The organism is Aeromonas encheleia, from assembly GCF_900637545.1.
In the GTDB taxonomy this organism is placed as follows: Bacteria; Pseudomonadota; Gammaproteobacteria; order Enterobacterales; family Aeromonadaceae; genus Aeromonas; species Aeromonas encheleia.
This window is the reverse complement of the sequence record NZ_LR134376.1, coordinates 1,360,885-1,376,121: the sequence shown is the minus strand read 5'-3', so window position 1 is coordinate 1,376,121 and position 15,237 is coordinate 1,360,885. Positions and strand designations below refer to the sequence as shown.

Here is a 15,237-nt window from a genome sequence, read left to right as displayed (position 1 = left end):
CACATTATTTCGAAGCGGCTCAGGACGCCGTCGCCTGAGCCATAGTGCACTTTGCAGCCACGGTCACCCGGTTTCCCATCACCCTGCCAGCCAAAATCGTTCCATAACTGCTCACAAAGCCACCACTCGAGCGGTTGCGCGTTTTACAGCCGCCGCCACCCACGTATAATGCGCCTTCATCAACATTGCCGAAGGCCCCCGTCATGAGCAAAAAGAACAGTAAAAACAAAGCCGGGTCCAGCACCATTGCACTCAACAGAGGCGCCCGCCACGAGTACTTCATCGAAGAGCGTGTGGAAGCCGGTCTGTCCCTGCAAGGGTGGGAAGTCAAGTCCCTGCGGGCGGGCAAGGCCAACATCAGCGAAGCCTATGTCATCTTCCTGCAGGGCGAGGCCTTCCTGTTCGGCTCCACCTTCCTGCCGCTGAATGCCGCCTCCAGCCACGTGGTGTGTGACCCGACCCGCACCCGCAAACTGCTGCTGAGCCGTCGTGAACTCGACAAGCTGGAGAGCCTGACCGCCCGCCAGGGCTACACCATAGTGCCGCTGGCGCTGTATTGGAAAGAGTGCTGGGTCAAGGTCGAGATCGGCCTGGTGAAGGGCAAGAAAGAACACGACAAGCGGGAAGACACCAAGGCCCGCGAATGGGATAGAGAAAAAGCCCGCATCATGAAGAACAAGAACCGCGGCTGATGGCGAGTCGCGGGTGCCCGCGCGGCGCCCAATAAACCAGCAATCGACCGGCCCTGGCCGGTCGATTGCCATCAACGCCTTGCCATGACAGGATTTTTGCGTACAATCGCTTTTGACAACTTGGGGCTGATTCTGGATTCGACAAGATTCACGAAACCCAAGGTGCATGCCGAGGTGCGGTAGGCCTCGTTAACAAACCGCAAAAAAATAGTCGCAAACGACGAAAACTACGCACTCGCAGCTTAATAACCTGCGCTGAGCCCTTCTACCCTAGCTTGCCTGTGTCCTAGGGAATCGGAAGGTCATCCTTCACAGGATCGTGTGGAAGTCCTGCTCGGGGCGGAAGCATTAAAACCAATCGAGCTAGTCAATGCGTGGCGTGTCTCTCCGCAGCGTGTTGGCGAATGTAAAGAGTGACTAAGCATGTAGTACCGAGGATGTAGTAATTTTGGACGGGGGTTCAAATCCCCCCAGCTCCACCAAATACCGGTCCAACAGTGACCAACGAAGTCCAAGAAACCCGCATAGCATAAGGCTTTGCGGGTTTTTTGTTGTCTTATGCTGTCCAATGGGGTGCGTTGCCATCCAGCCCTTTTAGGCATATCGTTAGGCATATCGTTTTGTATGCCTTCCGGAGCGTATGCCTATGCCTCGTATCACCCGCCCCTTGTCCCCAACCGAGATCAAAGCAGCCAAGCCCAAGGAGAAGGAATACACCCTCTGCGACGGAGCTGGCCTGGAGCTCGTCATCAAGCCCAATGGTTCCAAGTTGTGGCGCCTGCGCTACTACCGCCCTCTCACTAAGCAACGAAATATGATCAGCTTCGGCTCTTGGCCGGAGATGTCGTTGGCTGACGCGAGAGAGAAGCGCTCCGAAGCTAAAACATTGCTACAACAAAACATCGATCCCCAACACCATCGTGATGAGCAGGTCTCCGCCGCGTTATCGCTGAGCGAGCATACTTTTGAGGCTGTCGCCAAGCGCTGGTTTGATGTCAAACGCCCTTCCGTCACCCCAGCCTATGCCGAAGATCTCTGGCGTTCGCTCGAAATGTACCTGTTCCCCGAGATAGGCACAGTGCCCGTTATGGAAATAAAGGCACAGCGAGCCATCAAGATCATCGAGCCCATCGCTGCTGCTGGAAAACTCGAAACCGTGCGTCGCCTCACGCAACGGGTGAACGAGATCATGACCTTTGCTGTTAACTCTGGTCTGATCGACGCCAACCCTTGCTCGGGAATCAGCAAGGTGTTTCAGCGGCCAGCCAAACAGCACATGCCCAGCATTAACCCCAACCAGTTACCAGAACTGATGAACAGGCTATCGAAGGCCAGCATCAATTTGCAGACCCGCTGCCTCATCGAATGGAGCCTGCATACCTTGGCTCGCCCCAGCGAGGCGGCCGGAGCAAGGTGGGCAGAGATCGATATGGAAAAGAAACTCTGGCGGATCCCACCAGAGAGAATGAAGAAGCGCAGAGGTCATGACGTGCCCTTGACGCCACAAACACTTGCCTACCTGGACCTCATGCGACCGATCAGCGGCCATCGTGAATTTATCTTCCCTGGTATCCGTAATCCTAAAACGCACACCAACGAGCAAACAGCCAATGCGGCCTTGAAAAGAATGGGATATGAAGGGACCTTGGTCGCTCACGGCCTGCGAGCCTTGGGCAGCACCACCCTGAACGAGAGAGGATTTGATCGAGACGTTATAGAAGCCGCCTTGGCGCACTCTGACAAAGATGAAGTCCGTAGCGCATACAACCGCACGGATTATCTGGAACGTCGCCGAGAAATGATGGTCTGGTGGTCAGAACATATTGATGCAGCATCCAGAGTCGGTTCAGCACTGACGTGGTTGCCATCGTCAAATGTCAGCTGAGCTAAGTTTCAATAACTCAACAACGCAATAGAAAAAGGACTGGTTAGCCAGTCCTTTTGACATCAAATCAGGAATTCTTCCAACTGCCTGCCTTGCTCCAGCATGGCGGCCAACGCTTTAGGAGTGCGTCCCTGACCGGTCCAGGTTTTTTCCTGGCCATCTTCCATATACTTGTATTTGGGTGGACGTGGTGCACGTTTGGTGCCTTCACGAGTGACTTTACCAGCTGGAGTTCCCAGCACGAGCTCACTGGGGTCAATCCCAGCATCAGCCAACATGGCTTGGAATTCTGCCAGCTTGGCCAAACGCTCTGCATCAGCTGCACGGGTCTTTTCGATTTCGGCAGCCCGCTCGTTATAAATCGAGGAGAACTTCTCGTTTACTTCTTCCAGCTGCTCAAAGGAGAGTTCACGCAATGCAGCACGCAGGCTACGGATATTCAGCAATACCTTCAAAAATTCATTCATGATTAAGCTATCTCAATAAGGGCACCCATGCCGAGTGGATCGCAGGACAGAAGCTGTCGTTTTTTGAATCCAAATAGGATTGAACTAAAAACTGCAATAAGGATAACACGAGCAACAGCGACAAGATGGAATGCTACCCGATGGTACACCACCAATGCAACCGCTGTCAGTTGCTGAGGATGGGTAGCGATGGCTTAATTCACCAGTAATGTGCACTGCATCGAATAAAATAACAAGCAGAGAGACTGTCCTCAGATACACTCAAGGAGCCTTTGAGGAGTATTATTAGTACATTCTCTGCATCCCGGTGAAAACATCCCATTCGATAGATAACAACTTGGGACTCAGTAAGTGAGAATAAAATTAACTTGAGATAAAAATACTTAATTTGCACTAATCACAGGGCATCCACATGAGCGCTCACTAATTCTACAAAGCGAGCGCGCATGGGTTCATGCTCAGGCCATTTATATTATTTATTGAGCGATGCGTGTTTATTTTACTATCATGTCTTGCTTAAAAACATTCATGCGATTGTCGTACAACCAATCACCTCTACGCCTGACTGCAACCAAAGTTACGATATCCATCACCGATGTCTTTAGTGTAAAACTTACACAAATAAACCAATCTCAATAAAAATTTACGATATCTGTCTGAGTGAGTGGTCGCAGATACCGTATCGAATACAAAATTCCCATCAAATGGAAAATGAACGAGCTTGGCGAACATTGGGTAGTCAAGTTTTAATGCACCACACCAAGCCTTTGTAATTCTGGTGGCTAGATTATCTGCATCATGCTTGTTGTAGTCTCCCAAGGTAAAATATTCGTCTTTGTTAAATAGAATAACAAGATGGTAATGAGGATGCTCACTGGTCTTTTGCTCACGCACCCAGATATATTCAAACAGTGATGGTTCTCCCCGTTTCCCCTTGCGCTTGTGTGCTTCTCGAAGTTGGCTCTTGAGTGACTCGATAAAGCGAGTGATCGCTTTCGAGTCCGTATCCTGAAAAAACATGGGCATATCAGGAGAATCATTCAATCTGGGCTGTGCAAAGCGTAGGTCGACCCGCACAGCAAAGACTCTTCTAAATTTAGTAAGAGCGGCATAAACCCGCTCTAAGCTTCTTTTAAGGTAACGTGGTGAAATTTCCCCTTGCTTTCCTTCTTCAAGAAGCAACTGTTTAAATTCATTTTTATTAAGTATAAAACCACCGTCTTGAATCATATCAAATCCTTAAATGGGCATAGGGAGTGCTATGCCCTGCCAGGTATGTCAAGTGGATAAATGGTTGATATTACCCATATCGAATCATCATCGATAGCTTGATACTAATCGCTATGGAGGATGATGTTTCATCACCCTCCTTATGAGACATTTCAGTACAGCTTATAGCTATCTTTCCTGTGATGTTTATAGTGTTCATTTCAATGCAATTGTCATTTCAATATGGCGATGATTTCAGTAGTAGCTACTCAGTAATAGCCACTCAGTAGCACTATCTGCTTCAGTAGTAGCACTATCTGCTTCAGTAATACTATTACCGAATGAAATAAATGCCGCGCCGCATTTAAAACAAGTAAAACGAAACCAATGTTACTATGAAAATAAGAAACCATGAGTAAACAAATTACTCTGATGTTATATTCAATCTCAGAGTCGGCCCGAGCCAATATTGGTGCAATTGATATAGGTTGTTCGGCCACGTTTGTACCAATAGACCTTGCCTTTGAGCTGCAAATTATTCAAGGCTCGGTTCAGTCGCTCTCGGCACCTCAAGCGATTAGGTCCATACTTGAGCAGATGGTTTTTAGGCACCTCACAAAAAACGTTGGCTTGCAGCCAGCTTTCCAGCAACAACGCATCTTCCATCTCTTCGGGCAGCGCATCATCCGCCATTAAATGGATGAAGGAGTCCAGATAGTAAGTTGCCAATTGGATAGCGGCGTACATGGTGTCATCCGACACGATATTATTGCCCGTTACAAACGCCTCCAATACTCCCGCAATCCTTGCCACATGTTCGAGCTGCTTGGAGGCATAGTCCTGATAGTCTCGAAGAGCGCCACCTGAACCGCACATCCGCTCAATTCGGTTGTACTCCACTGTCCATCTGTGGGCGGCCTCCGGGGAAAGCAACAGACAAATACGCTCAGCCTTTTCCTCTTGACGTTGAAAAGAGCGCTTCAGCAGCTCCATTACTCGCGCATGGAACCAGTCCAACACGTCGCCAGTTGCAGTTTTGAGCATTGATGGATGATCGAACCGCGTACCGATTGTTGAGCTCGGCCAACACAGCAAGGTTCTCGCAGAAAAACCTGATGCCCGTGCACGTTTCCCATGACGACGAACATACTCATGAAACAATTCGGGTTGCACCATCAGCATCACGCCAAAGCGTGCATCTTCAACCCGAAACGTGTCGCCGGTTGCGCGGTCCACTTCAATAGGCTGAGCGCCCCACAGTGAGTTCAACAACGGGGTATCATGGAGCAGTTCACCGCTGAGGATGCTACCCGCCTCATCTGAGAGCAATACCAAGGAAGGCCAGCCTTTACCCAGTGCCTGTTTAATTGCAGCTCGGGTTACATCGTTCACCAACAGACGCTTACGCAACTGCACAACCGGTTTACGGGCCAGGCACTCCTCCAGCCGCTGTGCACTCACTTCCGAGGACTCCCCTTGGGTCACCGCCCGTTCGAAAGCTTTCTCCAACGCTTTCTGTTCAATCTGCCAGCGACGCACCGCCACATCGTACAGCCTCTTTTCCTCTTGATACCGAGCCTCCAGCTCTCCTTCGAGGTCACGGACAGGTTTCATGAGCAGCTTATCTACCGTTGACTTGCGTTCCCCGGATTCTGCCAACACAACCTGATACAGCGACGTAGGAAAGCGCAACTGTACCTTGGGTGAGATGTCAAACAAGTCCTGGCAGGACAGCGCCATCACACCGAGCAGTGAGGAAGCAATCAAACCCGACGATGCTTGTGTTTCCTGCTGGACATAACGAACGACCTCTTGCAACTTGTGAGGCAACGCATACACCGGAAGCTCGGTCGGTACAGATATCAGAGGTTGGGCTTGCCCCTGCAAAGGTGGCAGGAATGAAAGTGGGTTCATGATAATCACTCCTTGTGTGCTGAGATGGGGTGGGCTTGCGGGCGGCTGGCAATCCAGTCCATGACCTCGCTCAGACTCCAACCGACTGACGCAAGTCCGAGACTGATAGGTCTGGGAAAGGTCGGGTCAAAACGCTTGGATTGGGGGTTCATGCGGTCGTAGATAGTGGACCGGCTAAGCCCCACCAGCTGGCTCAGCTCTTTCAGCCTGATCACTCTGTCTACACTGCAGTGATGGACTACGGTTGGCGGTTCTTGCATTTCATTACGCATCTGTGACTCCGGTCGTTTGGGTTGAGCTGCGCAATGTATAAAATCGTAATCAAAATAATGACGGCAGTTTTGCAGAGGCAAGAGCACGATGTCTTTAAAGGAAGTAAAAACAATTGGTTATGATTTTTTTGTGGACCACTTACTGTGGGCATTCGATTTGTACGGCAGCAATAGAAACGCTCGGTTGAAGGAGAAGCGAAGCTACAGCAGCAAGCAAGATGCTTACGTTGATGAACTCCATGAGAAGCTCATGCAGGCTCTTTGCACTCAACATCGCGATGTCACCGTACTGGTCAATGGCTTATTGGACTTTAGCGAAGTGGCAGCCTCATATGTGCTCTCAAAATCTGTTGTCACCCCCTTAAGTAAAGAGCAACTTTATCAGCGCTACGCCAAGCACATCCTATGCCCACTGCTGGTCGCCTATATGGACATCTTCAGCGAGTTTCATGATGAAGCGCCTATCATACGGCATCTGGATGCCCTGCTTTCATCGACCAACGAACAGGGGGTTGCCCACGCCGCTCGCAAGATGCTGCTATCTATCTTGGCAGCCCCGGAATGTAGCCATTATCGCGAAGAGCTGACGGTGTTTATCCGGGATATCCGGCCAGACAGGACGCAGCGACGCGCGACCATTGAGCAAAAAATCCGCTTAGCCAAGACCACTTGCAGTGGCATCGAAAATCTGGACGAACGGCACAAATGTGTGCAACCACTTGTACACTTTCAAGACGCCTATAGCGCATGTATGGCTGCCATCTATTTTGATATCAAGACCGGGTTGGGTTGTCATCTCGCAAAACTGTATCAAATTACATCAATGAACAGGGCAGATTTTTCTGACATTCGTGTTAATTCATTAAGTAGTAGCATAATAAAATTTATTGCTACCCAACAATATATCGGCAGCCCACTCCCCCAAGAAGCCAAAGCGCACCTCGATAATTTATGGAAAGCGGCCGTTAAAAGCATTCCACAGATAACGAGTCCGTACATCAAGCAAAACGTTAATACAATCCTTTACTTACTAGGCAACGCTGCATTTTCGATAGAAAGGATAACCGACTACAAAAAGTCTGATAAATTTTTCCAGCGTGTCGCAACCCAAGCAGATATGCACTATTTGAAGCCTTACGCCCTGATGTTACAGGTGTTATACCATATAAAAAATGAGAAACCACAAGAAGCGCTAGCTTTATTGGAAAGTAACGAGGCATATTTATTAGATGGTGTGGCAGGCTCACTTCCCTATTACGCAGCTATTTTATTCTTGGGGTTAACCATCAAGACCAACCCCACCAAGCTAAAAAACGGCAACTTCAACCCATTGATTCAGATAATCATTAATACACAAGCGTTGTATGATGATATCCGTCTCGATTCTGCAGACCGATTAAACATGGAATTTGAATCTCTCACTTCCGACACAGATACCCATGCCATCCTGCGTAGCATAAAAGAGTACAATCGACTTATATCAACGAGCCTAAGCACTCCCAAAAATCGTACTCATTTATCTATTATTGACACATGGAATAGCGTGGAAAATCAGTTAGAGAAAATCCCTACCAAATTAATTGGCGTCTCGTTAAATGATAAGGTGAGTGTGATAACGTCACTGTTAACAAAAGCGGATAAAGAAAACGTGTTCATCACCTACCTTCCCAATTCAACCTTGTATCGTTGCGTAAGAGAGTTGGATAACCTGCTCTCCTACCTCCCCATTTCGATAGAACATCACCCGCATACCCTGCAACTCCTTGAAGACATTGCGTACAGAAAAATGTTGCTGATGGCGATCGACCCAGCGCAGTATGAAAAAGACACAGCACATATACAGGCATAGTTCTCTGCTATTGCGCTACTCGTAGCAAGAGTAGCGTAAAATAATCCATGTCACGCAGGTTGACTCTATGTAGCGACTGTGGCAGTCAATTTTCAAGTTCATGTTCCATTCCCAATTATTTTCATACCTATATTGCCTTGTTGAATCCGTTCCCAATATAGGAAATAAATATGGCCCACCTGATCGACACCATGGCCTACACCGGTCATACGCCTTGGCATGGCCTTGGCAATATTTTACCCCCTCAACAATCTTTGGATGTCTGGCTTAAAGCTGCAGGGATGGATTGGACCATCGAGCAGAGTGACGTGATGTTTAACGTCGCCGCCGATGCACTCCATATTCGCCCTTATTCAGAGAATAAGGTTTTGTACCGCTCTGATAATCTGGAGCCTCTATCCGTCGTCTCTCGCCGATATAATGTGGTACAGCCTCACGATGTGCTGCACTTCTATCAAGACTTGGTACAAGCCGGTGGCTTTGAATTAGAAACGGCTGGTTCTCTCAAGGGCGGTCGAAAATTATGGGCACTGGCTAAAACGGGGCAAGAAATGAAACTAAAAGGTGGCGACAGAGTGAAATCATACTTGCTGCTCGCCACCAGTTGTGATGGTACGCTGTGCACCACAGCACAATTTACCTCGCTACGAGTTGTCTGTAATAACACCTTGCAAATAGCACTACGGGATAATACTGGGGCGATCAAGGTTCCCCACTCCACTCAATTTAATGCTGCTGCCGTCAAAGAGGCATTGGGCCTTGGTATAGCAAATTGGGATAGTTTCCAACAAGAGATGACAGCGTTGAGCAATCGTCCGATATCACCCGTGGAAGCCTTTAATTTCTTCGGTGAGCTACTCAATGATCCGGCTGGCGATGATGATAATATTATTCTCAGCCGTCCGGCCCAGAAGCTGCACGAGCTGTATATGGGTGCGGGCATGGGCTCAGAACTTGCAAGCTCCCGCAATACTGCCTGGGGGCTGGTTAACGCGGTGACGGAATTTGTTGATCACCATCGCCGAGCCCGCAGCCAGGATCACCGGCTCGATTCTGCCTGGTTTGGTCAGGGCGCCCAACTCAAATCCCAAGCCCTAAATCAGGCACTCACCCTGCTGCAGTAATTCCTCTTCCCCATTCAAACCGCATAACGACCTCACCCGGACTGGCACAAGCCAATCCGGGCGTAGCCATTTATGCCGTCAACAAGGAATCGTCATGAAAGCAAAAGCCAAATATGGCCAAGCCCTGCGGCTGGCCTCCACGAACCAATTAACCCGCGAGCAGTGGCTCGCTATCCGCAAACGCGGCATTGGCTCCTCCGATGCCGCCGTGGCAGTGGGGCTCTCCCCTTACAAATGCCCGCTCAGCCTGTGGCTGGAGAAAACCGGACGCAAAGAGCCAGAGGATATCTCCCACAAGGAGGCTGTGCTGTGGGGCATTGAGCTGGAGCCGGTGTTGGCGCAGGTCTACGCCAAACGAACCGGCTACAAGGTGCGCCGGGTCAATGCGGTACTGCAACACCCCGAGCAACCCTTCATGCTCGCCAACCTCGACCGAGAGGTGGTCGGCCATCCCGATGGGCCGGGCATTCTGGAGATCAAGACCGCCAGCTATCACAGCGCCCCCCAGTGGGAGGAAGGCGTGCCGGTGGCTTACCAGTGCCAGGTACTGCATCAACTGGCTGTTACCGGCCATGCCTGGGCAGAAGTGGCAGTGCTGATCGGCGGCCAGGATTTTCGGATTTACCGCATCGAGCGCGATGAGGAGAAGATCCAGGATCTCACTGAGCGGGAAGCGCAGTTCTGGCACATGGTGCAACAAGACCAGCAGCCCGAAACTGACGGCTCAAGTGATGCCGCCAATGCCCTGAGCTGGCTCTTCCCCCGTGATGATGGCCAGACGGTGGATCTCTCCGATTCCCCCGAGTTCAACCAGCTGTTTGGCGAGCTACTGCGATTGCGTCAGCAAAAGGAAGCGGTCGAGCTACAGGAGTCACAACTCAAGCAGCGGCTGCAAGCCACCTTGGGCGACGCCACTGCTGGGCTTTTTGCTGATGGCAAGATCACCTGGAAGCGCAGTAAAGACCGGCTGGCGCCGGACCTGGATAAGCTCGGGCAGGATCACCCCGACCTGCTCAGCCATTACGTCAAACCGGTGCCCGGCTCTCGCCGCTTCACCATTCAGGCCACTCATACTGGCAGGAGTTAAACACCATGATCAAAGGACTTGCTATCACTCCGCCCGTGATCGGGCGGATATGCATCGGCAAGCAGGTGCAGAAAAACGATAAATGGGTGCCGGAGAAGGACGACAGCTTCACCCTTACCACCCAGGTTCAACAGAAAGGGGGCTGGTTGCTCCACCCCCTTCACCAGCAATTCATTCAGGGCACCGATAACGCCAAGATCCGTGCCATTCCGGTACAGGTACTGTTCAACGACAGCGATCTGAACCTGCGGGCGGAATACAGCGCCTTCGACCGCCAGACCGGACGACCGCTCTGTGTCGGCACCGGAGAAATGGCGAGACGGGTAGGCGCACAGGGAATGGAAGAGGTCAGCTGCCCCGGCCCGGAACGCTGTCCTTATGGCAAGCAACAGGGCTGCAAGCTGTATGGGCGGCTCAACCTGTTTGTGGAGGGACAAGGCGATGAACTCGGCAGCTTTATCTTTCGCACCACCGGCTACAACTCGGTGCGTACCCTGGCAGCACGGCTCAAGTACCTGGAGGCGGTCAGTGGCGGCCTGACCCGCTATCTACCGCTCACCTTGCGGCTGCGGGCCAAGAGCACCACTCAGTCCTATCGCACCCCGGTCTACTACGTGGACTTGACCCTACGCGACGAGCTGACCCTGACCGAAGCGGTCGAGCAGGCGCGACAAGCAGCGATGCGGGACGAGGAGGCGGGAGTGACCATTGCCGAGATGGAAACCGTGGCACGGGCGCTGCTGCGCAACGGCCAGTTCGAAGAGATGGATGAAGAGGTGCCGTCTCTGCTGGAGGAGTTCTATCCCGAAGCAGAGATGGCAGAGACCCCATCAACCTCACCGCCTATGACAACAGTGGCGGTAACTACGCCAGCCCGCCCTCGCACTCGTCCCTCTCCCCTGACCAACAAGCTCGGCAACGGTGCTGACCCTTCATCATCCCGTGCTTGATCCCGGTATGGCCGATGCGCTGCGTCGGTATGGCGATAAATCCATTCAAATCAATTCGTAGCGATGCGTTCGACTACGACCTCACGACGGGACGTCTGTCACAAAACGGCCCGTCGCGTATTCCCATCACTGGTTTGGGGTCAATAGATCAAGCCCTAGTGACACTCACGAAATAGGCACTCATTTCAGCTATTTCCCGCCCTTTTCAGGTCAAGAAGGTCTCTTTGAGACTTTTGACCTAGGGGGTCATTGTACCTTGCCCTATTGACCGGGAGGAGACGATGGCACTGGTAGGTTATGCACGCGTGAGCACGGTGGGCCAGAGCCTGGATACCCAACTTCAGGCGTTGGCCGAGTGCAACAAGATTTTCCAGGAGAAGGTGAGCGGTGCCTGCGATGACCGGCCCCAGCTCACCCTGCTGCTGGAGTATGTGAATGAGGGGGATGTGGTGATGGTGACCAAGCTGGATCGCTTGGCACGCAACACCCGCCACCTATTGGAGATTTCGGACTATCTGCAACACAGACAGGTTGCCTTGAGAATTTTGAATCAGGGGATCGACACCTCAACCCCGACCGGCAAGTTGATGCTGACCATGATTGGCGCCATCGCCACCTTCGAGCGGGAACTGATGCTGGAGCGCCAAGCTGAGGGGATTGAGCTTGCCAAGCGGCGCGGGGTCTACAAGGGCCGCAAGCCCACAGCCATGGCGAAAGGAGACGAGGTGCTGGCACTGGTTGAGCAAGGGTTACCCAGAGCCGAGATTGCAAGGCTAACGGGGATCAGCCTCTCCAGTGTGCAACGCATCCTTAGGGCAACAGAAAAGTAATGCCGGGGTATCTCCCGGCGCATCAGATTTATATCCAACACCAAGGAAGAAAAATAATGAAAAAACATCATCATCTCTCGTTAATCGCCGTTCTGGTCCTTAGTGCCTGTGGCGGTGGCAGCGACAACAACAGTAATAATGGTGACAATGGCGCCCCCGCCGATATCACCTTATCCGGTCGTGCTCTCTCCGGCGACTATCTGGCAGGACAAGCCGTCTGCCTGGACCTCAACGCCAACCAGCAGTGCGACAGCGGCGAGCCTCAAACCACCACCGACAGTCAGGGACGTTTCACCTTCACCCTCCCCGAAGCACAAAAAGCCGATGCTACTCAGGCGTGGGCCATCGTGGCTACACCCGCAGCCAAACCACAGCTCACTGCTCGCCTAGCCAAGGCGGCGCCTACCTCAACCCTGCTCGGCTATTTTGACGGCTCCGGGTTTGCCATCAGCCCCTATACCCACCAGTTGGTGACCAGCGTTGACCCCATGCAGCGCAAGACTCAGTACCAATCCAGTATCGCCACCAAGGAGAAACAGCAGATCGCCAGCGAACTGGGGTTAACGAGTCAAGAAGCTAGCGCACAGCGGCTGTTTGGCGATTACCTGGCGTCGGGTGATGCACACAGCATAGCCCTGGCCGAAGAGGCCGCTATCAAGGAGCAGCAACTCATTGAGGCGAGAGCCCTGCAAGCTGAGCTGGCGGCGTCGCTGACCATGAGCAATCCACAGGGCTGGACATCGGTACACGTCAACATCCGCAACCTGTGGTCGCACAGCTTCCACCTGCAAACCCTACAGCACATCCGCCAGCAAGAAATCGTCTACAGCAAGCGGGTTGGCGACATTGAAACCATGCTGACCCAAGGCACACAGTGGCTGCTCGAGGAACAAGGGGAACATAACCCATCGCTGGCACTGCAACGCTATACCAGCGACGTCAGTAAAGATTGGGAGCAAAAGCGCTACCGTGAGTTTGCGACCTGGGCATTGGATTACGACCAGGACGGAAACGCCAGCTTCAAGGGGGAGAAGGCAAGTCAGGGCACCTTTAGTCAGGACGCCGATGGCCTCTACAGCTACCACACGATGGAGTTCTACAACGAAGGGGACCCTGCGTCTGAAAACGCAGGCTCACGGCCTGAGCGGACCTATTGCGACGGGTTTGATATTCAGGCGGAATTGACCCGCTGGGCTGTCGACCCAAGCAACATCGCCGTTGATCACTGCGTGGGCTTCGTGGAAAAGCGCGATACGGTAGAGAGCCTGAACGCCCAGGGGACCTGGGTCAACAGCGACACCATGACCGAATGGCAGAAACCCAGAGACGTTAACAGTTGGCAGGTGAATGACCAGCTCTCGCCCAATTACCATGAGCCCCGCAGCCAGCGTGTCACGGCACAGGGAGATGTGCAGCGGATCACCCAGTACGATTGGCATGCACTCACCTTGAATGCCCCCACTCTGGGTCAGTCACCGTTTAACGTCAGCCGCGATGAGCTGCGACAACACAACGGCGATGAAACCATCAAGCTGAGCCAACCGCTGTGGGGCTCCGGCAACAAACTCGGCAACAGCATTGCCAGCTTCGAGCAGGCAGAGCTGCAAAACTACAATCCAACCCGCTGGGGACGTTATAGCGATGCCTACCTTGAGCAGGACTACCAACAGACAGAGGACGGTTTTACCCTCCAAAGCCGCTTCTTCCAGCAGGATGAGCGGCAACCGGAAGGGATCGACTATCCCCTGAATCTGAAGTTCGCGGGTAGTGCCGCGCCGTTCACGACCCAGGATTGGCAGTTTGATAACACCAACCAAACACTGACAGTGAAGCACCATTACCAGTCGGTGGCCGATGAGATTGTGTTTGTGCTGCCTTGGCCACGTAACTTGATCGAGGGTGAGCCGATGGAGCTAGAGGCCTCAATCCAACTGCAACAATCAAACGGCTTGCCGAGTGCGACACAAATCACCAGCGTGGATGGTGACAAGGCCGTGAGCACACCCACCTTTGCCCAAGGGATCTTTAGTTCACCGCTGCGCTGGGCCATCACTCATCCCGCCACAAACCCGGACGTTCAAGCCTTGGTCAAACTGCTCTTTGGGCAGGCGCCATTTGCCTTCGCCGCCAACCGTGATACCAGCGCACAACGTCAGTGTGAGTTGGGGCAGAGCGGCACCAGTGTGCAACAGCACCTGCTGTTTGCACCCATTGGTGGCGACATGGTGCTGAATATCACCTGTCACGAGACGAGCGGTGATTGGGTGATGGAGCAGTATCTACTGCGCATCACTGAACCCTATAACGGCACCAGCTTCCAGGCTGACCTACTGGACTTCGCCGAGGGCGCCAACATCTATCGGGATGCACCGACTCAGCGCTATCCACTGACCTTCATCAAACAGTAACAGACATGCCCCTGACCGGTTCAGCTAGCAGGGGCTTTCGTCACCACTAGAGGGATCACAATCGAATGGAAATACTGCAATATGACGAGTTTCGTACAGACAAGCTGGCCACTCTCATCGATACCCGCAGCTCCTTTGAGCTTGTCGGTGTATCAGGAAAGATGGGCAGTACCGTGCGCATACTGGAAAAAACCATTGAATCAGCGGGATTGAAATGCCGGATTTACACCCGAGGACGTATTGCCGCCACCGGGGCCACTTTCGTTGGCGGAGCAACCGGTGTTGCTGGCCTGTTCTCCGCAATAGGCATTGCAGCCCACAATCTCGCCACTTACAACCCGGACTATGAAATCGTCAAGCACATGGTCGATAACTCCATCAGCGTGCTCTACAAGAAATAGCTAATAACACCCGCCACGGTGGCCAAAGCCCAACCCTTTCGCAGCCACTGCCACGATTGTAAACAGCAAATAATAGGGATTATTCGGTGTTGAAGAAGCATCAACACGGATATCCACCCCAAGAGGAGACACTTGCCTAATGCAAGTCA

13 protein-coding genes and 1 other RNA gene are annotated in these 15,237 nt (G+C 52.3%); 10 read left to right on the top strand and 4 right to left on the bottom strand.

Features of this window, described 5'->3' with window-relative positions:
- The first annotated feature begins 203 nt into the window (after positions 1 to 203).
- The 3 genes from smpB (at position 204) to EL255_RS06560 (ending at position 2,577) form a co-directional block, all read left to right on the top strand.
- Positions 204 to 692 carry an SsrA-binding protein SmpB gene (smpB, locus tag EL255_RS06570; RefSeq protein WP_042652537.1) on the top strand — a complete coding sequence of 163 codons (489 nt, stop codon included), beginning with the start codon at positions 204 to 206 and terminating at the stop codon, positions 690 to 692.
- A 122-nt stretch (positions 693 to 814) separates the two neighbouring features.
- Positions 815 to 1,174, top strand: a transfer-messenger RNA (tmRNA) gene (ssrA, locus tag EL255_RS06565).
- A 164-nt stretch (positions 1,175 to 1,338) separates the two neighbouring features.
- A complete protein-coding gene (locus EL255_RS06560) occupies positions 1,339 to 2,577 on the top strand; it encodes an integrase domain-containing protein (protein WP_042652538.1) in 1,239 nt (412 codons plus the stop codon).
- 62 nt (positions 2,578 to 2,639) lie between these two features.
- On the opposite strand, the gene EL255_RS06555 is transcribed toward EL255_RS06560, so the two are convergent.
- The 4 genes from EL255_RS06555 to EL255_RS06540 all read right to left on the bottom strand — a co-directional run bounded on the left by EL255_RS06555 (position 2,640) and on the right by EL255_RS06540 (position 6,427).
- Positions 2,640 to 3,044 carry an H-NS family histone-like protein gene (locus EL255_RS06555; RefSeq protein ID WP_042652539.1) on the bottom strand — a complete coding sequence of 135 codons (405 nt, stop codon included), beginning with the start codon at positions 3,042 to 3,044 and terminating at the stop codon, positions 2,640 to 2,642.
- Between the two features lie 555 nt (positions 3,045 to 3,599).
- Positions 3,600 to 4,274 carry an inovirus Gp2 family protein gene (locus tag EL255_RS06550; protein WP_042652540.1) on the bottom strand — a complete coding sequence of 225 codons (675 nt, stop codon included), beginning with the start codon at positions 4,272 to 4,274 and terminating at the stop codon, positions 3,600 to 3,602.
- 426 nt (positions 4,275 to 4,700) lie between these two features.
- The gene (locus tag EL255_RS06545) at positions 4,701 to 6,167 is read right to left on the bottom strand and encodes a YfjI family protein (RefSeq protein ID WP_084228293.1); all 1,467 of its coding nucleotides are present in this window, start codon (positions 6,165 to 6,167) and stop codon (positions 4,701 to 4,703) included.
- Between the two features lie 5 nt (positions 6,168 to 6,172).
- Positions 6,173 to 6,427, bottom strand: coding sequence for a helix-turn-helix transcriptional regulator (locus EL255_RS06540; protein ID WP_042652541.1), 255 nt, complete (start codon positions 6,425 to 6,427; stop codon positions 6,173 to 6,175).
- Positions 6,428 to 6,527: 100 nt separating this feature from the next.
- Here EL255_RS06540 and EL255_RS06535 point away from each other — a divergent pair, with 100 nt between their 5' ends.
- The 7 genes from EL255_RS06535 (at position 6,528) to EL255_RS06505 (ending at position 15,088) form a co-directional block, all read left to right on the top strand.
- Positions 6,528 to 8,288 carry a hypothetical protein gene (locus EL255_RS06535; protein ID WP_042652542.1) on the top strand — a complete coding sequence of 587 codons (1,761 nt, stop codon included), beginning with the start codon at positions 6,528 to 6,530 and terminating at the stop codon, positions 8,286 to 8,288.
- 170 nt (positions 8,289 to 8,458) lie between these two features.
- The gene (locus EL255_RS06530; RefSeq protein ID WP_042652543.1) at positions 8,459 to 9,412 is read left to right on the top strand and encodes a DUF932 domain-containing protein; all 954 of its coding nucleotides are present in this window, start codon (positions 8,459 to 8,461) and stop codon (positions 9,410 to 9,412) included.
- Positions 9,413 to 9,506: 94 nt separating this feature from the next.
- Entirely contained in the window at positions 9,507 to 10,499 is a 993-nt protein-coding gene (locus EL255_RS06525; protein ID WP_042652544.1) for a YqaJ viral recombinase family nuclease, read from the top strand.
- A 5-nt stretch (positions 10,500 to 10,504) separates the two neighbouring features.
- The gene (locus EL255_RS06520; RefSeq protein WP_042652545.1) at positions 10,505 to 11,449 is read left to right on the top strand and encodes a recombination directionality factor; all 945 of its coding nucleotides are present in this window, start codon (positions 10,505 to 10,507) and stop codon (positions 11,447 to 11,449) included.
- A gap of 281 nt (positions 11,450 to 11,730) precedes the next feature.
- Positions 11,731 to 12,279, top strand: coding sequence for a recombinase family protein (locus EL255_RS06515; RefSeq protein ID WP_042652546.1), 549 nt, complete (start codon positions 11,731 to 11,733; stop codon positions 12,277 to 12,279).
- Positions 12,280 to 12,335: 56 nt separating this feature from the next.
- Complete coding sequence (locus EL255_RS06510) at positions 12,336 to 14,687, top strand: hypothetical protein (RefSeq protein ID WP_042652547.1); 2,352 nt, start codon at positions 12,336 to 12,338, stop codon at positions 14,685 to 14,687.
- Between the two features lie 65 nt (positions 14,688 to 14,752).
- Entirely contained in the window at positions 14,753 to 15,088 is a 336-nt protein-coding gene (locus EL255_RS06505; RefSeq protein WP_042652548.1) for a hypothetical protein, read from the top strand.
- Positions 15,089 to 15,237 lie beyond the last annotated feature (149 nt).